This window comes from Thalassospira sp. Z349TD_5 (assembly GCF_056173045.1).
Genome location: NZ_CM149654.1, coordinates 116911 through 134650 on the forward strand (window position 1 = coordinate 116911; position 17740 = coordinate 134650).

Below are 17740 nucleotides of genomic sequence, written 5' to 3' on the forward strand. Positions count from 1 at the left end.
GCCTCACACGTGCATCCCGGAGGGATAATATGCTGACCTCGATCGCAACAGTTTCGTTGTCTGGTGATCTTCAGGAAAAACTTGATGCCATTGCTGCAGCCGGCTTTGATGGTGTCGAGATTTTTGAAAATGATCTTCTGTCCTTTGATGGATCGCCCGCCGATGTTGGAAAGACAATTCGCGATCTGGGACTGAAACTGGTGACCTTTCAGCCGTTCCGCGATTTTGAAGGTATGCCTGAGCCTCAGCGCACCCGCGCATTTGAACGCGCCGAGCGTAAGTTCGATCTTATGGAAGAACTCGGTACCGACCTTTTGATGGTCTGTTCGAACGTCTCGCCACAATCGCTGGGCGGCCTTGATCGCGCGGCCAAGGATTTGGCGGAACTTGGCGACCGGGCTGCCAAGCGTGGACTTCGCATCGCATTTGAGGCCTTGTCATGGGGCAAGCATATCAGTGACTATCGCGATAGTTGGGAAGTCGTGCGCCGCGCCAATCACCCCAATGTCGGTCTGGTGCTTGATACCTTCCACATCATTGCGCGCAAGGTGCCGCTTGATGCGATTTCATCGATCCCCGGCGACAAGATTTTTCTGGTTCAAGTGGCTGATGCCCCGATCCTTGAAATGGATCCGCTATCGTGGAGCCGCCATTTCCGATGCTTCCCGGGGCAGGGGGACTTCCCGCTGGGTGAATTTATGCGCAATCTTGCGATGACGGGATATGACGGCCCTTTATCCCTTGAAATCTTTAATGATCAATTCCGGTCCAGTTCGACCAAGACTGTCGCGAAGGATGGCTTGCGGTCGTTGATCTATCTTGGCGATGGGGTTGAAGGCGTTAAGGTCGGTGAAAAGGCCGCCATCCTGCCGCCCAAGGCGCATGCCAAGGAAGTCGCCTTTGTCGAGTTCGCCGTTGAGGAAGATACCGCAGAAAAGCTGGCAAATCTGTTTGTCGGGCTCGGATTTGAAAAACGCGGCAGCCACAAATCAAAGGCGGTTAGTTGGTGGAAGCAGGGCGATATCAACCTTGTGATCAACTGCGACAAGGACGGGTTCGCGCATTCCTATAATATCGTGCATGGCCCGTCGGTCTGTGCGGTGGGGCTTAAGGTTAATGATGCCAAGGCAACCCTTGATCGGGCGCAATCCTTGCTGGCGGCACCGTTTAGTCAGGCGGTTGGCGAGGGCGAAATTGAAATGCCTGCCATCCGCGGTGTTGGCGGCAGTCTGGTCTATTTCCTTGATGACCATAGCGAACTTTCGCGTATCTGGGATGTCGAATTTGATTCTGCCCAACCAGCGACGAAAGACGGTGCAAAAGCAAAACTGCACACCGTCGATCATGTTTCCTATTCGATGCAGTATGAGGAAATGTTGGCCTGGGTTCTGTATTTCACCTCGATCTTCGATCTGGGGAAAATGCCAACTCTTGATATTCCGGATCCCGGCGGGCTTGTGCAAAGTCAGGTGGTGCAAAGCGATGCGTTGCGTTTGATCCTCAATGGGTCGCAAAGCCCCAATACCCAGCATTCCCAGTTTTTAAACGAGTTCTTTGGGAGTGGGGTTCAGCATCTGGCATTTTCAAGCGACGATATTTTCGAAACCGTTGCTTTTTGTCAGAAGAGCGGTGTTGAAATTTTACCGATCCCTGAAAACTATTATGACGACATCGAAGCGCGTTTCGGGCTTGAGCCACAACTGCTTGACCGGTTGCGCGCGGGTAATATTCTGTATGACCGTGACGATGAAGGTGAATATTATCAGGCCTATACCACGACCTTTGCCAACCGTTTCTTCTTTGAACTGGTAGAGCGTCGGGCGTATCGTGGTTTCGGGGCGGCCAATGCACCGATCAGACTGGCGTCACAGACACGGATGAACCGTCGCAGCGACGGTGCGAAATAAAAATTGGATTCAGGGGAATACACATGAACGTGCCGGAAATTCTTGTCATCAATGGACCGAACCTGAACCTGCTTGGGCAACGCCAGCCCGAGATTTATGGCTATGACACGCTGCAAACCATCGAAACAAAATGTGCGGCCCTGGCCAAGGATTTGAATGTCACTGTGCGGTTTGGTCAGTCGAACCACGAAGGTGCGATCATTGATCTGATCCATGAAGCCCGGGAAAAATCAGCCGCAATCATTATCAATGCCGGGGCTTATACCCATACGTCGGCGGCCATTCACGATGCGCTAAAAACCTTCGATGGCTATATCATCGAACTGCATATTTCCAATCCGCATGCGCGCGAAGAATTCCGTCATAAAAGCTGGATCAGCTCGGTTGCCGATGCGGTGATGGCCGGGGCAGGGGCCTATGGCTATGAACTGGCCACCCGTTTGGCGGCGGAAAAAACATCGGCGGCAAAATCATAATTTTATCTGGATTTGAGGGCATAACTGATTTGGATAATCGCGCCCAGACCGAATAGAATTCGAAAGGCAGCATGGGGTGCTGCCTTTTTTATTGCAATGTCGCCAGGGTGGGGCGGTTAAACCACGCTGCGTGATCGAAGGGCTGCGGCCAGCGTGCCATCATCAAGATAGTCAAGCTCGCCTCCAACCGGCACGCCATGGGCAAGACGGGTGACCTTGACCCCGGTTTCGATCAGGCGTTCGGTGATGTAATGTGCTGTGGTTTGGCCATCAACCGTGGCATTGGTGGCAAGGATGACTTCGGTTACTGCATCTGCGCGCGCCCGGTTGATCAATTGATCAATCTTCAGATCGTCTGGACCAATCCCGTCAAGTGGCGATAACGTCCCGCCAAGAACGTGGTATTGCCCCTTGAAAGATGCACCGCGTTCCAGCGCCCAAAGGTCCTGGACTTCCTCGACGACGCAAATGATGTCTGGCCCCCGGTTATAATCGGCACAGATGTGGCAGGGGTCGGTGACATCGATATTGCCGCAATTGTTGCATGTGGTCATGGCCTCTGCCGTCGCACGCAGGGAATCGGCAAGCGGGAGCATCAACATTTCGGGTTTTTTAAGCATCTGTAACACCGCCCGGCGGGCAGATCGCGGCCCAAGGCCCGGCAGACGCGACAGAAGTTTGATCAGATTTTCGATTTCCCGTCCGGTCATCGTGACCCCGTTCTTAATGCAACATGCTTTAGCTTGTATCAAAAACAAAGGGCGGCGCAATGCCACCCTTCATTTTGCGCGATGAATGCGCGAAATTTTTAAATGATCCGATGGGATATCAGAACGGAAGTTTGAAACCTTCGGGCAGGTTCATGCCACCGGTAACGTCTTTCATTCTTTCCTGAACCGCGGCCTCAACCTTGACCTTGGCATCGTTATAGGCAGCCACAATCAGGTCTTCGAGAACTTCGGTGTCGTTTGGGTTGACAATGCTTTTATCAAGCGAAAGGCCGCGCATTTCGCCTTTGCCATTCAGCATTACCTTGACCATGCCCGCACCGGACTGACCTTCGATTTCAAGTTCAACCAGACCTTCCTGCATGTCCTGCATTTTGGACTGCATTTGCTGGGCCTGTTTGAGCATCCCTGCAAGATTCTTCATAGCTCGTCGTCTCCTTCGAGATAAAACGCATCGTCATATACTGAACCGCTTTCGTCCTCTTCACCGGCGGTTTCTTCTTGGCCGGGTGGTAGGTGGACGGCAACGATTTTGGCTTTGGGTAAACCTTCAATGATCGCCTTGACCAGCGGGTCGTGCGAGGCATCTGCCTTGCGCTGCTCAAGGGCTTCGAGTTCCTGTTCCTTTAAGGTCGGTGCACCTTCTTCGCGTTCCGAAACACTGACAAGCCACCGCTGCCCCGTAAGGCTATTCATCGCCTTGATCAGTTGCGTTGACAGGTCTGAACGCGCACCGCGTGCCGGGCGAAATTCGATCCGGCCCGGCTCAAACTTCACCAGATGCATATAGTTTTTGACCTGCATGGCGATGCCGGTCGTTTCCCGGTCCTTTGCCAGAAGGTCGGCGACCTCGACAAAGCTTTCGGGCATTTTGGCGTAAACCGGCTGTTCAACCTGTTCAGGGGCGCCAAGCGGGTCGGGGCGACTTTGCGCCACCGCAGCGGCACTGCCGCCGCCGCCATTAACAACCTGCATACGCGGACCGGGGCCACCGCCGTTACCGCCGCCGCCATTACCACCACCTTGTGGTGCGTTCGCACCGGTATTGGCCATGTCGCTGCGCAGTTTTTTGATCAGATCACCGGGCGATGGCATTTCCGCAGCATAGGCCAGCCTGATCAGGATCATTTCAGCCGCCTGAATGGGCGACGGTGCAATTCGCGTTTCTTCAAGCCCCTTAAGCAGCATCTGCCACGCGCGGGTCAATTGCGGCATGGCAAGCTTGGCGGCAATTTCCTTACCGCGTTCGCGCTCGATCTGTGACACGCCGGGATCATTGGCAGCATCGGGCGACAGTTTTACACGGGTCAACCAATGGGTCAGGTCGAGCATGTCTTGCAACATTACTGCGGGATCACCGCCAAGGGCGTATTGCGCGCTTAACAGTTCAAGTGCTTCGTTGATTTCACCCTTCATGGTGAAGTCAAACAGATCGAAAATACGTGACCGGTCCGAAAGACCCAGCATATCACGCACTTGCTGGGTGGTGACTTTGCCTGCCCCGTGCGAAATCGCCTGATCAAGAAGGCTCATGCCATCACGCACAGAACCATCTGCTGCACGCGCAATCAGGGCGACGGCTTCTTCTTCGATGTCGGCATGTTCCAGCCCGGCAATGCGGGTGTAATGCGCGCTCAGTTCATCAATCTGAACCCGGCGCAGATCAAACCGCTGACAGCGTGACAGGACCGTGATCGGAATTTTGCGAATTTCGGTGGTGGCAAAGATGAATTTCACATGCTCTGGCGGCTCTTCGAGCGTTTTGAGAAGCGCGTTGAACGCACTTTTCGACAGCATGTGCACTTCATCGATGATGTATATCTTGTAACGTGCCGAGGTTGGCCGATATCGAACACCTTCGATCAGTTCGCGAATGTCATCAACACCGGTACGTGACGCCGCATCCATTTCCAAAACATCGACATGGCGGTCTTCGGCAATCGCCCGGCAATGTTCGCAGACACCGCATGGTTCGATGGTCGGACCACCGTTGCCATCTGGTCCAATGCAGTTCAGCGCGCGCGCAATGATACGTGCGGTGGTGGTTTTACCAATCCCGCGCACCCCGGTCAGAACAAATGCATGGGCAAGACGTCCACTTTCAAGGGCGTTTGAAAGCGTCTTGACCATCGGGCCATGACCGATCAGCTCATCAAAGGTTTTCGGGCGGTATTTAAGCGCCAGAACCTGATATTCGCTTTTCGGGGCCACGGCCTTGGTTGCACTGGCTGCCGGTGCGGCATCACTCGGGGATGTCGCTGCGTCCGGTGCAGGGGCTTCACCTTCGGGTGTATCTTGGCTGGCGGTCTCGATCTGATCCGTCATTCATCCGGTCCGACATATTGTAAACTGGATTGGTTTTAGCAGTTTCAGTCCCGCATGGGAAAGGCCAAGTGGGAAATTTCCCACACAAAACCACATCATGCCTGACGGGGTCAGTTGCATGGAGGATCGGCGACATTCAAAGGGGAGAGATAAAAGGGTGAGAGACTGAACCGCGACCCGGAAAAACTCGTTACGGCTGCTACCTTCCGGTCCTGACCGGGTTGGCGAGCGGTCCGTCCGCAGCCAGCCTCTCGCCCCCTATATCGCGCAGCAGACAGTAAAACGCAAGTGTTGGCTTGGATTTTTTCGATCCTCGCGCAATCGTGGCTTTTTACCGGGCTGCCAGCGCGCTAATGTCGGGCACCGTTGCCCCGGAAAATACCGCCCGGACAGCAGCTTGCCTGCGATGTTGGTCGGTAAATGGAATTTAAGGATACGCGATCTTATGGACAGGCTGTTTTACGAATCCGTTGATCTTGATCGTGATGCGGTGCTGCGAAAGTCAGTAAACTGGCGCCAGAGTCTGCTGGTCGAAGACTCGTTGCGTATTTTGATCTGCTATGACGGTGATCCGCTTTTTGCCTGGCCCGAAGACATGGATGCGCATGAGCTTGTGGTGATTGGTGGTTTGGCAATCCGGCATCTGGATGTCGATCTTGAGGCCGCCCAATGGATTTATCTTGGACGCGATGGCAATGGCCCCGTGATGGCCGTGGATATTGCGTCGGTCATTTCGGATCGGAAGGAAGCCGTGCGCCGCCTTGGTGGCGGGTTTGGCGATATGCGCACCCGTATGGCGGCTCTTTCAAGTGACGAGGCCGCCCTTGCCGCACAGGCGCGCGCCCTTTTTAACTGGCATCGCGGGCATCAGTTCTGTGGGGCATGTGGCCATGCGAACCGTGTTGCCGAAGCCGGGTATCGTCTTGAATGTAGCAATCCTGATTGTGGAAAATCGCATTTCCCGCGTACGGATCCAGCTGTCATCATGCTGATCCATCACGAAGATCACGTTCTTTTGGCCCGGTCGCCGCAATTTCTGCCCAATATGGTTTCGGTTTTGGCTGGGTTTGTCGAACCCGGTGAAACGCTTGAGCAGGCGGTGGCGCGTGAGGTTTATGAAGAGGTTGGCATTCGCGTCAAACGTCCGAAATATGTCGCATCCCAGCCTTGGCCGTTTCCCGGATCATTGATGTTGGGGTTTGTAGCAGAGGCGGAAACCACAGATATCACCATTGATCAGGATGAAATCGAATTTGCCATGTGGGTGCATCGCGATGAGGTGCCGAACCTGCCAGAAAAGGGCATAAATTTGCCGCGTCCAATTTCTATTGCTCGCTACCTTCTGGAAAACTGGCAGGACCGCCGTATATAAAAGGGACGCATTACGCGCCTGCGCGGTGGCCAAATGGTTGGGTCGCCGGGGGCGTACGGTTCATTGATCCGAGAATAGCGGGAAAGATGTAGTGGCAGCTTTTCGAATAATTCGACATTTTTGCATCATGCTTGCAGCACTTCTGGCGGCGTTTTTTACCGATGGCGGTGCAGCGGCAAAGGCGGCGGAGCCAGTTACGGTTAAAGTCGGTGCGTATGAATACGGTGTTGTTTATTATTTCGAAAATGGCAAACCAAACGGCATGGTTCCATTGCTAATCGGGCTTCTGAACGGGTTGCAGGACGACTATGAGTTTCAGCTTGTCGAAACGTCGTCACGCAGACGCTATAAGGCTCTGGTGGATGGGGATGTTGATCTTCTGTTGCTCGAAAGTGCGCAATGGGACTGGCAGGACTACGCCGTGCGATTTTCTGACAAGATCGTCACAGAGAAAGACGTTTATGTAACCCAAAGCAGCACGGCGAAAACAGATGATCCGTTTGCCGATGTCACCAATCAGTCGATCCTGTGCGTGCTGGGGTTCCATTATGGTTTTGCCAAGTTCAACTCTGATCCGGAATTCCTGAAACAATCGTATGACGTGTTGCTGCGCTATAACGAAAAGGAAGTCCTGAACGGTGTTTTGGCCCGCGAAGCGCCAATTGGCATTGTTTCAGCAGGTTTTCTTGCCCGTGAATTGGCGGCAACGCCGGGACTGGGGGACCTTATTGCCGTTGGCCCGCAACCCGATGCCATGTATGACCTTGTGTCGGTCATTGCGGATCAATCGGTCATTTCAGTTGCTGACTTTAATCAAATGATTGAAAAATTGCAGGAAACCGCTGAGGTGCAGCGCCTTTGGCAGGAACTTCATGCCAACACGTCGGGTTAAGTCCGACAAAATTTCCGTGCTTTGGCACTGTCCGCCTGCGTAATCACACAACATTTAATCCAGCGGCGGAATGCGGGCGATGACATTGCGGCGCAGGCTGTCGGGGCGTTCACGCCATGCGACAATGCCATTGTCACTTTCGCTATATTGGGTCGCAAGATCGCATAAATCCTCGATCATCGTATCGGGATCAACATTGCCATAAACATATCCCCATTTCGCAGCACCGCTAAAGGCAACCGAACAGCCAGACTTGCAGTTGGTCAGACATTCCGCCGGGTGCAGGTCAAAGGGCACATCACGTTCGGCACAGGCGGTTTTTACCCGTTCAAACAGAACCTTGCCGTCGCGGGGATCACTTTGGCCGTCGGCGGCGGAAAAGGTACAGGTGACACAGATGTTCAGGCGTGGTTTGGCGGTCATTGGGGCAATCTTTGTTGATTAATGTAGGGGCGTGATGGCGCGGCATCCAATCAGCTTGCGGCCTGTCTGGTCAAGTCATCATCCAGATTTCGGTTGAGATAATCCTGTATCACGATGGCAAGTTGCCGGTCAACCAACGGATGGGATGCTTCGGCAAGCATCAAGGCAACCCCGACTGCCGGAAGGGGCGGAAAACCATCACGCGCCTCAAGAACCTGAAATTCATCGGAAACACTGGCCGCGGCAAGTGTTGCGACACCAAGTCCGTCGCGTACCAGATGCAACAGGGACGCGGCCTGTCGGGATGTGGCAAACAGGGTATAGGGCCGATCGGCTTTTGAAATGGCATCAAGCGCCCACGCATGAAACTTGCAATCCTCGGCCGGTAAAACCAGTGGCAAGGGATCAAGTTCATGCTGTTTGTGGATGGGGGATGTGACCCAGACCCCCGGTTCATGACGCAGGAAGTATCCTTCTTCGCCGGTTTCAGACCGGCTAATGATCGACAGGTCCAATTCCCCTTGATCCAGCATCCGGCGCAGAAGGATTGTCGGGTTGACCGAAACAAAGAATTTTGCGGCGGGGTGGGCTTTCTGGATGCCGCGCAGGACCAGCGGCAGGATTTTCTGCGCATAGTCATCCGGGCAGCCAATGCGGATTGGACGTGATGCATCCTGTGTTCGCAATTTGCCCATGGCTTCATCCTGAAGCGACAAAATACGCCGGGCATATCCGACAAAGGTGATGCCATCCGGGGTTAAAAGAACATTCCGGCCGTCCCGTTCAAACAGTTTGTTATCGACCAGTTCTTCAAGCCGTTTCATCTGCATGGAAAAGGCCGATGGCGTGCGGCCAATCCGGTCAGCCGCCCGGTTAAAGCTGCCTGATTCGGCAAAGGCGACAAAGCTGCGCAGTAGGTCAGAATCCATAATGGCCTCTATGATCAGAATGATTGATCAATGAAATTGAACAGTTGAGTCAAAACTATTCGATTGTTTGCCAATCATCCAGCCGCAAATATCAAACCCGGCCGGCCAATGCTTTTCACGCATGTGCCACAAGGACGTTTACAATGATTTTGAACGATTATTTACTTTCGGGGAACGGATACAAGGTTCGTTTGCTGCTGTCGATGATGGGAACGGCGTTTGACTATGTCGAACGCGACATCATGAAAGGGGAAACCCGGACACCAGAATACCTGGAAAAGATCAATCCAAACGGTAAGATCCCGGCGCTTGTTCTGGATGACGGTCGGGTTTTGACTGAAAGCAACGCGATTCTCACCTATCTGGCTGAGGGAACGAACTTCGTGCCAGATGACCGTTTTGAGCGTGCGGAAATGATGGGGTGGTTGTTCTTTGAACAGTACGACCATGAACCCAATATTGCGGTGCTGATTTCCTGGTATGAGATCAAGGGGGTGCCCGAAAATGCCGATATTTTGGCGCCAATGAAGCAGGCCGGGGCCAAACGTGCACTTGATCTGATGGAAAAACGTCTTTCAAGCCATAACTGGCTGGTGGGAGATGCTCTGAGCATCGCTGACATCTCGCTCTATGCCTATACCCATCGCGCAGAGCTCGGAAAAGTCAGCCTTTCGGGGTATCCGGGCATTCGGGCATGGCTTGACCGCATAGAAGCTTTGCCGGGGTACGTCCCCATCACCTGGACGCCATAGGTCGCCGATAAAAAGCAGCCGCCACAGACGCAGGGGCCAACATGCTTGGAGGAATGTGTGTCTGCGGCGGCTGAAAAGCCCTTGTGTGATTAAGGGAGACACAAGGGCGGCGGTGAAAAAGGTTAGGCGGATTTCAAAATCTGATCTGGCAACAACGGGTCGGTTTGGGCGGCGGAGCTTCGGGCCTTGAAACGCTTAAAGGCGGCTTTCACATTCGGAGCGTTCGCAATCATCTCTGGCCCGCCGGGCATGGCATTGAGGTAATGGAGCATCGGCATGATCATTATGTCGGGGATCGTAAAGCGGTCGCCAAAAAGCCAGCCATCGACGTAAGCATCATCCAGAACCCCAAGGTCGTGGGCAATAAGATTGCCCATCTGGTTCATGCGCACGGCGAAGCCCGGATCGTGGCGCTGTTTGGTGTCGGCAAAAACCATTGGGATAACAAAATTCCGGATAATGTTTTGATCCAGCCGGGTCATGGCGAGACTCATCCACTGGTTCATTAGGGCGATTTTTTCTGTATGAACCGGGCGTAAAAGTGGGCCTGAAAATGTGTCGTCTATATACCGGCAGATGGCCGCTGTTTCATATAAAACCAACTTTCCATGAACCAGGACAGGTACTTTGCCAAACGGATTGCGATTGGAAACCTCCGGCGTTGCGCGCTGCCCGGGGAGCTGCACATTTCGAGCGCTGAACTCAAACGGGATTTCTTTTTCGATACAGGCGATGCGAACCGTACGCGTCAAGCTGCTGCGGGGCATTCCGATGATCATCAATTCAGACATGCTGTCTTCCTTTGCTGCGAGGGTTCCCATTGCCGTTCGTGCAATGTCGGGTGAAGGGAACTTGCAGACAGGATTAACGAGGACATAATATGTTCAAGAACATATTATCAGGATGTGTCATTGTTTTTGGATCGGCCCCACAACCACGTTCAAACGGATCTGACAAATGCCCTACAGTCCCGCCCATAAACCCAAAACCCGTATTCGCATCCTGAATGCGGCAACGGCCCTGTTTAAAAAGAAAGGGTTTGAGAACGTGACAATTGATCAGGTCATGGCCGAGGCGGGGCTAACACGCGGTGGGTTTTATGCGCATTTCAAAAACAAGGAAGACCTGTTTGTTGCCTGCGTTGAAAACGGCATGTCGCTTCTGGCGTCACCCGTTTTGGCAAAGCTGCGTAAGGCCGAACGGGCGGGGAACGATTGGGTGACATCCTTTGCCGAGATTTATCTTTCCCGGTTTCACGTTGAAAACCCGGAAATGGGTTGTGCCTTGCCAACCCTGTCAGCCGAAGTATCCCGCTCAGGTCCACGCGCCCAAGAGGCGTTTTCCAAAATGATCAATCAGGCGAGTGAAAAGCTGGCCTGGAAATTGGCAAAAGAAGACGATGTGCCGGGCATTGATAGCCACATCAACCTTGAGTCAGATCAAAAACTGGGCAACGTCCCCGATCGCTATGAACAGGACGCCATCGCGATGCTGGCGATGATGGTTGGGGCTGTTGTTCTGAGCCGTGCCGTGGATGATGAAACCGCTGATAAGGTTTTGGCCGCAACCCGCGACAGCATCCCGAACTTTCGTCATAAAACGGATGAGACGGACGGCGCAGAAAACGTCGAGTCAGGAAAAGATTCGGTTGCCGTCGCTCAGTCGTTTTAGCCCATTCATCAGGTCCAGCAATCAGTCAAAGAAGCCGTCAAGAATCTCGCCGTAGATGGTGACAAGATTTTCAATGTCATCGACCATGGCATGCTCATCAACTTTGTGCATGCTTTGACCGACAAGGCCAAACTCTGCGACTTCGCAATATTTCTGAATGAAGCGGGCATCGGATGTGCCGCCGGTGGTGCTCATTTCTGGGCGTTTGCCTGTTACTTTTTGCGCGGCATCGGCAATCAGGTTGGCGAGCTTGCCGGGGGTAGATAGGAATGCGTCGCCAGAGATTTTGACCCTTAGCTCATGCGTGCCAGCATGCTCGGCGCAGACATCCTCGATCCATTTTTCAAGATCGACACCGGTGTGCAGGTCGTTGAAACGGATGTTAAAGGCGGCAGAAACTTTGGCCGGGACAACGTTGGTGGCACTGTTGCCGGCATCAATGGTGGTGACTTCAAGGTTGCTGGGCTGGAAATGGTCGGTGCCCTGATCAAGCGCGCGGGCATTAAGAACATCAAGAACCTTGATCATGCGCGGTACGGGGTTGTCGGCCAGATGCGGATAAGCCACGTGACCCTGTGCGCCATAAATTGTCAGCCAGCCGGTAATTGATCCGCGACGGCCAATTTTCATCATTTCGCCGAGATATTTCGGGTTGGTCGGTTCCCCCACCAGACAGGTATCGAACTTTTCGCCCTGCTGGTCGCACCATTCGATCAGTCTGACTGTTCCATTGAAAGCATCGGCTTCTTCGTCGCCGGTGATCAGAAAACTAATGGATTCGTCGAAATCCGGATGTGCGGCCAAAAACGCATCCACCCCGCCAACAAAACAGGCAATGCCGGTTTTCATGTCAACCGCACCACGCCCAAACAGACGGCCGTCTTTGACCTCGCCGCCAAACGGATCGACGGTCCATGCGTGACGGTCGCCTGCTGGCACAACATCGGTGTGCCCGGCAAAACAGAAATTGCGGCCCTTGGTGCCCAGACGGGCATATAGGTTGTCAATCGCATCACTGCCATTGCCGTCAAACACCTTGCGTTTACAGTCAAACCCACGGGCTTCAAGCGCCTTTTGCAGAACATCTAGCGCACCGGCATCAGCCGGGGTGACAGACGGGCAACGGATCAGGGACTGGGCAAGTTCAAGGGCGACGGACATCTGGTCTTCTCTTGGTTATCAGTGAAACAATGCATTGTTTCACGTGGAACATTTCGCGAACAAAAAGAGGCAGAACACATCAATTGTTCTGCCTCTTATAAATCATACGATCTTGTGGTGACAGAAATCAGTCACGGAGCAGTTCGTTGATCGAGGTTTTCGAACGGGTTTTTTCATCAACGCGTTTGATGATCACCGCACAATAGAGGCTCGGACCTGGCGTGCCATCAGGAAGCGGTTTGCCAGCAACGCTGCCTGGAACCACAACCGAATAGGCCGGAACACGCCCGACAAAGGTTTCGCCGGTGGTGCGGTCGATGATTTTGGTGGATGCGCCGATGAAGACCCCCATCGAAATGACAGCACCTTCTTCGACGATAACACCTTCGACGATTTCCGAACGTGCGCCGATAAAGGCGTTGTCTTCGATGATGACCGGACCGGCCTGGAGCGGTTCAAGAACACCGCCGATGCCTGCACCACCCGAAAGGTGAACGTTTTTACCGATCTGTGCGCACGAACCAACGGTGGCCCAAGTATCAACCATAACACCGGTATCAACATAGGCACCAAGGTTCACAAAGCTTGGCATCAGAACGGTTCCCGGTGCGACATAGGCCGATCGGCGCACGATGCTGCCTGGAACGGCGCGGAACCCGGCTTCTTTAAATTCGGCTTCGCCCCAACCGTCAAATTTCGACGGGACTTTGTCCCACCAGTTGGTGTTTTCGCCCGGACCACCTGCGATGGTGGTCATGTCATTGAGACGGAAAGACAGCAGAACCGCCTTTTTCGCCCACTGATTGACGACCCATTTTCCGTCAACCTTTTCGGCAACACGCAGTTCACCGCGATCCATAGCACCCAGCGTCTGGTCAACGGCTTTGCGGATTTCGCCCTGTGTGGCGGAGCTGATTTCGTCGCGGTTTTCCCAAGCGACGTTAATCACGCCTTCAAGTTCAGTTCTGTTCATTTTTCGAAGGTCCTTGCGGTCAGCCTTAAATCTGTCGGGCGGAGAATGGTCAAAGCAGGCCTTGAAGTCAACTCCGCCAGTTTACGTAGAAGGGCCTGTTTCGGGCCGCGTTCCGATCCTGATCCGTACAGCAAAAAGCAATAAACGAAGACGGGGCGAATCTCAACGTTGTAACGGTTACAAATCATGTGCTTTGTCGCACTTGTACTGTATGGCGGGCAATAATGGGCGATTACGGTGACGAAACGGGGATCAGGACCCGTTGGCAAGGGTACGCAGGAAGCCAACAAGATTGTCGGTCTGATGATCAATCCGGGGGTCGTCACGACCGGCTTGCGCCCATTCAAGGTCGGTATGAACCCAAACGGTTGTCATGCCCATGTCCTTGGCAGGCAGCAGGTTTTTTGCCATGTCTTCAAAATAGACAGCCTTGCCCGGATCAATGCCATCGCGTGCGAGAAGCAGGTCATAGGGCTGTTGTTCGGGCTTGGGAATATAATCGGCATCGACAATATCAAAGATGGTTTCAAACCGGTCGGCGATGCCAAGGCGTTCCATCACCCGCTCGGCGTGACCGCGCGATGCATTGGTGAAAATAAGTTTGCGCCCGGGCAAATCATCAAGTGCGGCCGCCAGATCAGGTGCGGGTGCGACAACCGAAACATCGATGTCATGAACTTTGCTTAGGTAATCCGCCGGGTCAATTTCATGTTCAGTCATAAGTCCGCGCAATGTCGTGCCATAGCGATGGAAATAGTCCTTCTGTACCCGGTATGCCTCATCAGGTTCGAGTGACAGCGTGTCGCGGACATAATGTCCGATCAAGGTAGAAACCTGTGCGAACAGGTTGCAGGCCGCCGGGTAAAGCGTGTTGTCGAGATCAAAGATCAAAACCGATCCCGCATCCATGCGTGGCAGGTCCGAGCGGGGTTTCAGGGGCGACGTCATTATCAGCGGGCCTCATGGCATATGGTGTGATTGCAAATAGCGTGTGGTTTCTTTTAAGCGATCAGCCCGATCTTGCAAACCATCACACCGTCGAATGCAATCAGACATTGTAGATATGCGAAATGTGCAACCATTTATGGCTCGAATTAACGGGCTCAGGGGTTTAAAACCCACCGCGAGACCAAAGATATATGGAATGTTTATCGCAAAGGTGCCGGTGCATTAACGGGCCTTTGTTTCTTACTTGTGGGAAAATTCTACACTTAATACCCGTTAGAATGGGAAATCTCGCCGATGTAAAACCCTTGTTAACACCAATGGGAAGATCATCAGTGAAAGCCGTTTTGACGCGGGCGATGTTTTCGAATTCGGGGGATGGGAAATGTCGGTATTTCTGAGCAGCGTAAGAGGACGCTTTGGATAAGCTTATAAAGGCTCGTACCGCCGAACTTCGAAATGAACGCAATCGCTTTGCAGCACTTGCGTTCGTCTGGGGTGACATCCTTCTGGAACTGGATGGCGATTTTCGGATCGTTTTTGCATCCGGTGCTTCTGACGGCATTCTGGGGCGTCGGCCGCAACAATTGTCGGGTCATCTTTTCCACAGCTTATTGGCCAAGCAGTTTCAGCCGCTGGTGACTGAAATGCTTCAGGTTGCGCGCAGACGTGGGCGCATGGACAATATTCAGGTCCGGTTTGTGCATCCTGACGAACAACTCAGCCCCCCGGTTTCCATGAGTGGCTATTTCCTGCCCGATCTTGGGGATCATTTCTTTGTCGCACTTCGGGTTGCGATCAATGCATTGCCGGCCGATGTCGCCCGGTCGATCAAACGCGATCATGCAACGGGCCTTTTGGACGAAGAAAGCCTGTCAAAAGTGGTGACCGAGCGCCTTGTCGCGCAACGCGAAACCGGAACCGAACATAAATTTACCCTGATGACCCTGAACGCGTTTGATCCGTTGTGCAAACGCATGGAACAGATTGAACGCGATGAACTTCTGGCAAGTGTAGGGGCTTTTTTACGGGCGCATTCTGTCGCTGGTGATACCGCAGGCCGACTTGCCAGCAACCAGTTTGGCATGCTTCATCGTCCGGACGTGCGGATTGGCGAACTTGAGCAACGCATTGCCGATTGTGCGCGGGACGCCGACCCCAAAGGTGTCGGAATTGAAGTCAGCTCATCGGTGACGGATTTCACGGCTGAACTGATCCCGCCAGGCGACTTGGCGCGCGGCGTTTTATATTCCATCCGCCGGTTTTGTGACCGTCAGGAGCACGGGTTCACGTTTTCGCGGCTCATGGGGCAGGCCAACAATCTGGTCAATGACACCTTTGCTGCGATGCATGATTTTGGCGCGCGGGTCGATCGATTGAAATTTGACGCGGCGTATCAGCCTATTGTGCGCCTGCCGTCGGCCGAAATTCATCATTTCGAAGTTCTGGTCCGGTTCTATAACGACGACGGGAAATTGATCCCGACCCAGCAACTGATTACGTTCGCCGAACAGGTTAATATGGTCCATCGTCTTGACTTGGCGATGATGCGTCGAACCATAAAATGGATCAGAACGCAGCTTGATCTCGGGTTAACTGTGCGGGTTGCGGTGAATGTTTCTGGCCATTCGTTGGAAAACCCCGATTTTTGCCGGTCGGCCATTGCGCTTTTTGAACGCAATCGCGATGCGCTCGGTCAGCTGATGATCGAGATTACCGAAACATCGGAAATCACCGACATTGATGGTGCTGCCAAATGGATCAGCCGGTTCCGCGAATTCGGGATTGAAATTTGTCTGGATGATTTTGGGACCGGGGCATCCAATTTCCGGTATCTCAGCGCGCTTGAGGTCGATTATGTCAAGATTGACGGTGAGTCTATTCGCCAATCGATGAAGTCGGGCAAGGGGCAGGCCTTTATGCGCTCTTTGGTCGATTTGTGTCACTCGATCGATGTTGAAGTCGTGGGCGAGATGATTGAAACCGATGAGATGCGTGAATTGATCACCAAGGCTGGTTTTGATTTTGCACAAGGTTATTTGTTTGGCAAACCCGAAGCCGATATCAGCCTGTATTGGCGCGATGCCAAAACACCGCGGCAATAATATGGGGCAGGCATGGTTTTCGCCCCTGAGGTTGCCATGCCAGCACTTCATCTTTGATGGCATACAAGGTAATTGTTCGTCTGACAGCAAGTAACTTGCGGGCGGTCTGGTCGAAGGGTCAAATCATGCTTTACCGGTTAAATGTTGGCCCATCCGGCTTCGCACCGGATGAAATCCCGTATTTCCCCAAAATTTTGTCATAAATGCCGTTTTCCTGAATGATCTTCAGACCAATGTTGAGCTGTTCAAGAAGGTCGTCGGCATTTTGGGTGTGGCGTGTGATGCAGGAATAATACGGGCTTGTTGAAATGACTTTTGATTTGATGTCGATGGTTTCCGGGCGTCTTTTCTGCAAGTCATGTAGGGCGTATTCAACCGGTGGCTTGAAGGATAAGACAGCATCCAGTCGGCGTGAAAGCATCAAATTAAGCAGGGTTTCTTCGTCGTGTGCGGTGATGACATCCAGTTTTGCGGTGCGTGCGGTGACTTCCGTACTGTACCCACTGACCACGCCGATGGTCATGTTGCGGGCATCTTCAAGCGTTGTGATGGTGTCGAGAATTTCCGACCGGGTGGTAAAAAGTGCGATCTCTTCTTGGCCAAGTGGATTGGAAAACAAAAAGTCGGTTTCGCGCTCTTTTAGGTAGCTACACGAACATAAACCATCGACCAAACCAGCCTCGGCAAGGAAATAAGCCCGTTTCCAAGGATAAAACGGCGTTATTAGCGTCAAATTCCGGGTTGCGAATGCAGAACGCAGGATTTCAACGTCATAGCCGGGGCTGGCGGTGTCGTCGGCGATCTTCGCGGGTGGGAAATGGTTGCACGCCAGTGTGACCGTCGTTTGATCACCGGGGGGCGAGATGAGCGAGTTTTGCGCCATTGCCGGTGTCAGGTGATGCAAGACAAGCAAACAGCCCAGAACACCAGTGCGAAAAGCCAGGCGCAAAATATGTGCAGGTAAATGAGCGGTCACAATATGCTCTGATCCTGAATTCGAGGGGCATTAAGTGTTGAGTAGAGATGCGATGTTAGCATGCCAACTGCCAAGACGAAGTGCTCCTATGGTCTAGGGGCAGAA

General features: G+C 53.2%; 17 protein-coding genes and 1 other RNA gene. 7 read left to right on the forward strand and 11 right to left on the reverse strand.

The window, feature by feature from the left end; translation table 11 throughout:
- Positions 1-29: 29 nt before the first annotated feature.
- A complete protein-coding gene (locus AC0VXT_RS00515; RefSeq protein ID WP_475547062.1) occupies positions 30-1907 on the forward strand; it encodes a bifunctional sugar phosphate isomerase/epimerase/4-hydroxyphenylpyruvate dioxygenase family protein in 1878 nt (625 codons plus the stop codon).
- Between the two features lie 23 nt (positions 1908-1930).
- On the forward strand, positions 1931-2383 hold the full coding sequence (aroQ, locus tag AC0VXT_RS00520; RefSeq protein ID WP_475547063.1) for a type II 3-dehydroquinate dehydratase: 453 nt from the start codon (positions 1931-1933) through the stop codon (positions 2381-2383).
- Between the two features lie 116 nt (positions 2384-2499).
- Here the strand turns inward: aroQ and recR are convergent, their stop codons facing one another.
- The 4 genes from recR to ffs form a co-directional block, all read right to left on the reverse strand.
- Positions 2500-3093, reverse strand: a complete 594-nt coding sequence (recR, locus tag AC0VXT_RS00525; protein ID WP_475547064.1) for a recombination mediator RecR — start codon at positions 3091-3093, stop codon at positions 2500-2502.
- Positions 3094-3211: 118 nt separating this feature from the next.
- Positions 3212-3535: a YbaB/EbfC family nucleoid-associated protein gene (locus AC0VXT_RS00530; RefSeq protein ID WP_475547065.1), complete on the reverse strand. Its 324-nt coding sequence runs from the start codon at positions 3533-3535 to the stop codon at positions 3212-3214.
- On the reverse strand, positions 3532-5436 hold the full coding sequence (locus AC0VXT_RS00535; RefSeq protein WP_022733875.1) for a DNA polymerase III subunit gamma/tau: 1905 nt from the start codon (positions 5434-5436) through the stop codon (positions 3532-3534). The genes AC0VXT_RS00530 and AC0VXT_RS00535 overlap by 4 nt, the downstream gene beginning before the upstream one ends.
- Before the next feature lie 157 nt (positions 5437-5593).
- Positions 5594-5688, reverse strand: an RNA gene (gene ffs, locus AC0VXT_RS00540) — signal recognition particle sRNA small type.
- A 193-nt stretch (positions 5689-5881) separates the two neighbouring features.
- Between ffs and nudC the strand changes: the two genes are divergently transcribed.
- The gene (gene nudC, locus AC0VXT_RS00545; protein ID WP_475547066.1) at positions 5882-6808 is read left to right on the forward strand and encodes an NAD(+) diphosphatase; all 927 of its coding nucleotides are present in this window, start codon (positions 5882-5884) and stop codon (positions 6806-6808) included.
- Positions 6809-6935: 127 nt separating this feature from the next.
- The gene (locus AC0VXT_RS00550) at positions 6936-7700 is read left to right on the forward strand and encodes a hypothetical protein (RefSeq protein ID WP_475547067.1); all 765 of its coding nucleotides are present in this window, start codon (positions 6936-6938) and stop codon (positions 7698-7700) included.
- Positions 7701-7754: 54 nt separating this feature from the next.
- Here AC0VXT_RS00550 and AC0VXT_RS00555 read toward each other — a convergent pair whose 3' ends face one another.
- Positions 7755-8123 carry a DUF1636 family protein gene (locus AC0VXT_RS00555; RefSeq protein ID WP_475547068.1) on the reverse strand — a complete coding sequence of 123 codons (369 nt, stop codon included), beginning with the start codon at positions 8121-8123 and terminating at the stop codon, positions 7755-7757.
- A 50-nt stretch (positions 8124-8173) separates the two neighbouring features.
- Complete coding sequence (locus AC0VXT_RS00560; protein WP_475547069.1) at positions 8174-9052, reverse strand: LysR substrate-binding domain-containing protein; 879 nt, start codon at positions 9050-9052, stop codon at positions 8174-8176.
- A 143-nt stretch (positions 9053-9195) separates the two neighbouring features.
- Here AC0VXT_RS00560 and AC0VXT_RS00565 point away from each other — a divergent pair, with 143 nt between their 5' ends.
- Positions 9196-9804 (forward strand): glutathione S-transferase family protein, encoded by a 609-nt coding sequence (locus AC0VXT_RS00565; RefSeq protein WP_475547070.1) that lies wholly within the window; start codon positions 9196-9198, stop codon positions 9802-9804.
- 122 nt (positions 9805-9926) lie between these two features.
- On the opposite strand, the gene AC0VXT_RS00570 is transcribed toward AC0VXT_RS00565, so the two are convergent.
- On the reverse strand, positions 9927-10595 hold the full coding sequence (locus AC0VXT_RS00570) for a glutathione S-transferase family protein (protein WP_475547071.1): 669 nt from the start codon (positions 10593-10595) through the stop codon (positions 9927-9929).
- A 166-nt stretch (positions 10596-10761) separates the two neighbouring features.
- Between AC0VXT_RS00570 and AC0VXT_RS00575 the strand changes: the two genes are divergently transcribed.
- Entirely contained in the window at positions 10762-11475 is a 714-nt protein-coding gene (locus AC0VXT_RS00575) for a TetR/AcrR family transcriptional regulator (RefSeq protein ID WP_475547072.1), read from the forward strand.
- 21 nt (positions 11476-11496) lie between these two features.
- On the opposite strand, the gene dapE is transcribed toward AC0VXT_RS00575, so the two are convergent.
- The 3 genes from dapE to AC0VXT_RS00590 form a co-directional block, all read right to left on the reverse strand.
- The gene (gene dapE, locus AC0VXT_RS00580) at positions 11497-12636 is read right to left on the reverse strand and encodes a succinyl-diaminopimelate desuccinylase (RefSeq protein ID WP_475547073.1); all 1140 of its coding nucleotides are present in this window, start codon (positions 12634-12636) and stop codon (positions 11497-11499) included.
- Positions 12637-12763: 127 nt separating this feature from the next.
- A complete protein-coding gene (gene dapD, locus AC0VXT_RS00585; RefSeq protein ID WP_475547074.1) occupies positions 12764-13609 on the reverse strand; it encodes a 2,3,4,5-tetrahydropyridine-2,6-dicarboxylate N-succinyltransferase in 846 nt (281 codons plus the stop codon).
- 252 nt (positions 13610-13861) lie between these two features.
- A complete protein-coding gene (locus AC0VXT_RS00590) occupies positions 13862-14557 on the reverse strand; it encodes a pyrimidine 5'-nucleotidase (RefSeq protein WP_475547075.1) in 696 nt (231 codons plus the stop codon).
- A gap of 416 nt (positions 14558-14973) precedes the next feature.
- On the opposite strand from AC0VXT_RS00590, the gene AC0VXT_RS00595 reads away from it, so the two are divergent.
- The gene (locus AC0VXT_RS00595; RefSeq protein ID WP_475547076.1) at positions 14974-16659 is read left to right on the forward strand and encodes an EAL domain-containing protein; all 1686 of its coding nucleotides are present in this window, start codon (positions 14974-14976) and stop codon (positions 16657-16659) included.
- A gap of 130 nt (positions 16660-16789) precedes the next feature.
- Here the strand turns inward: AC0VXT_RS00595 and AC0VXT_RS00600 are convergent, their stop codons facing one another.
- Positions 16790-17635 carry a substrate-binding periplasmic protein gene (locus AC0VXT_RS00600; protein ID WP_475547077.1) on the reverse strand — a complete coding sequence of 282 codons (846 nt, stop codon included), beginning with the start codon at positions 17633-17635 and terminating at the stop codon, positions 16790-16792.
- Positions 17636-17740: the final 105 nt, after the last annotated feature.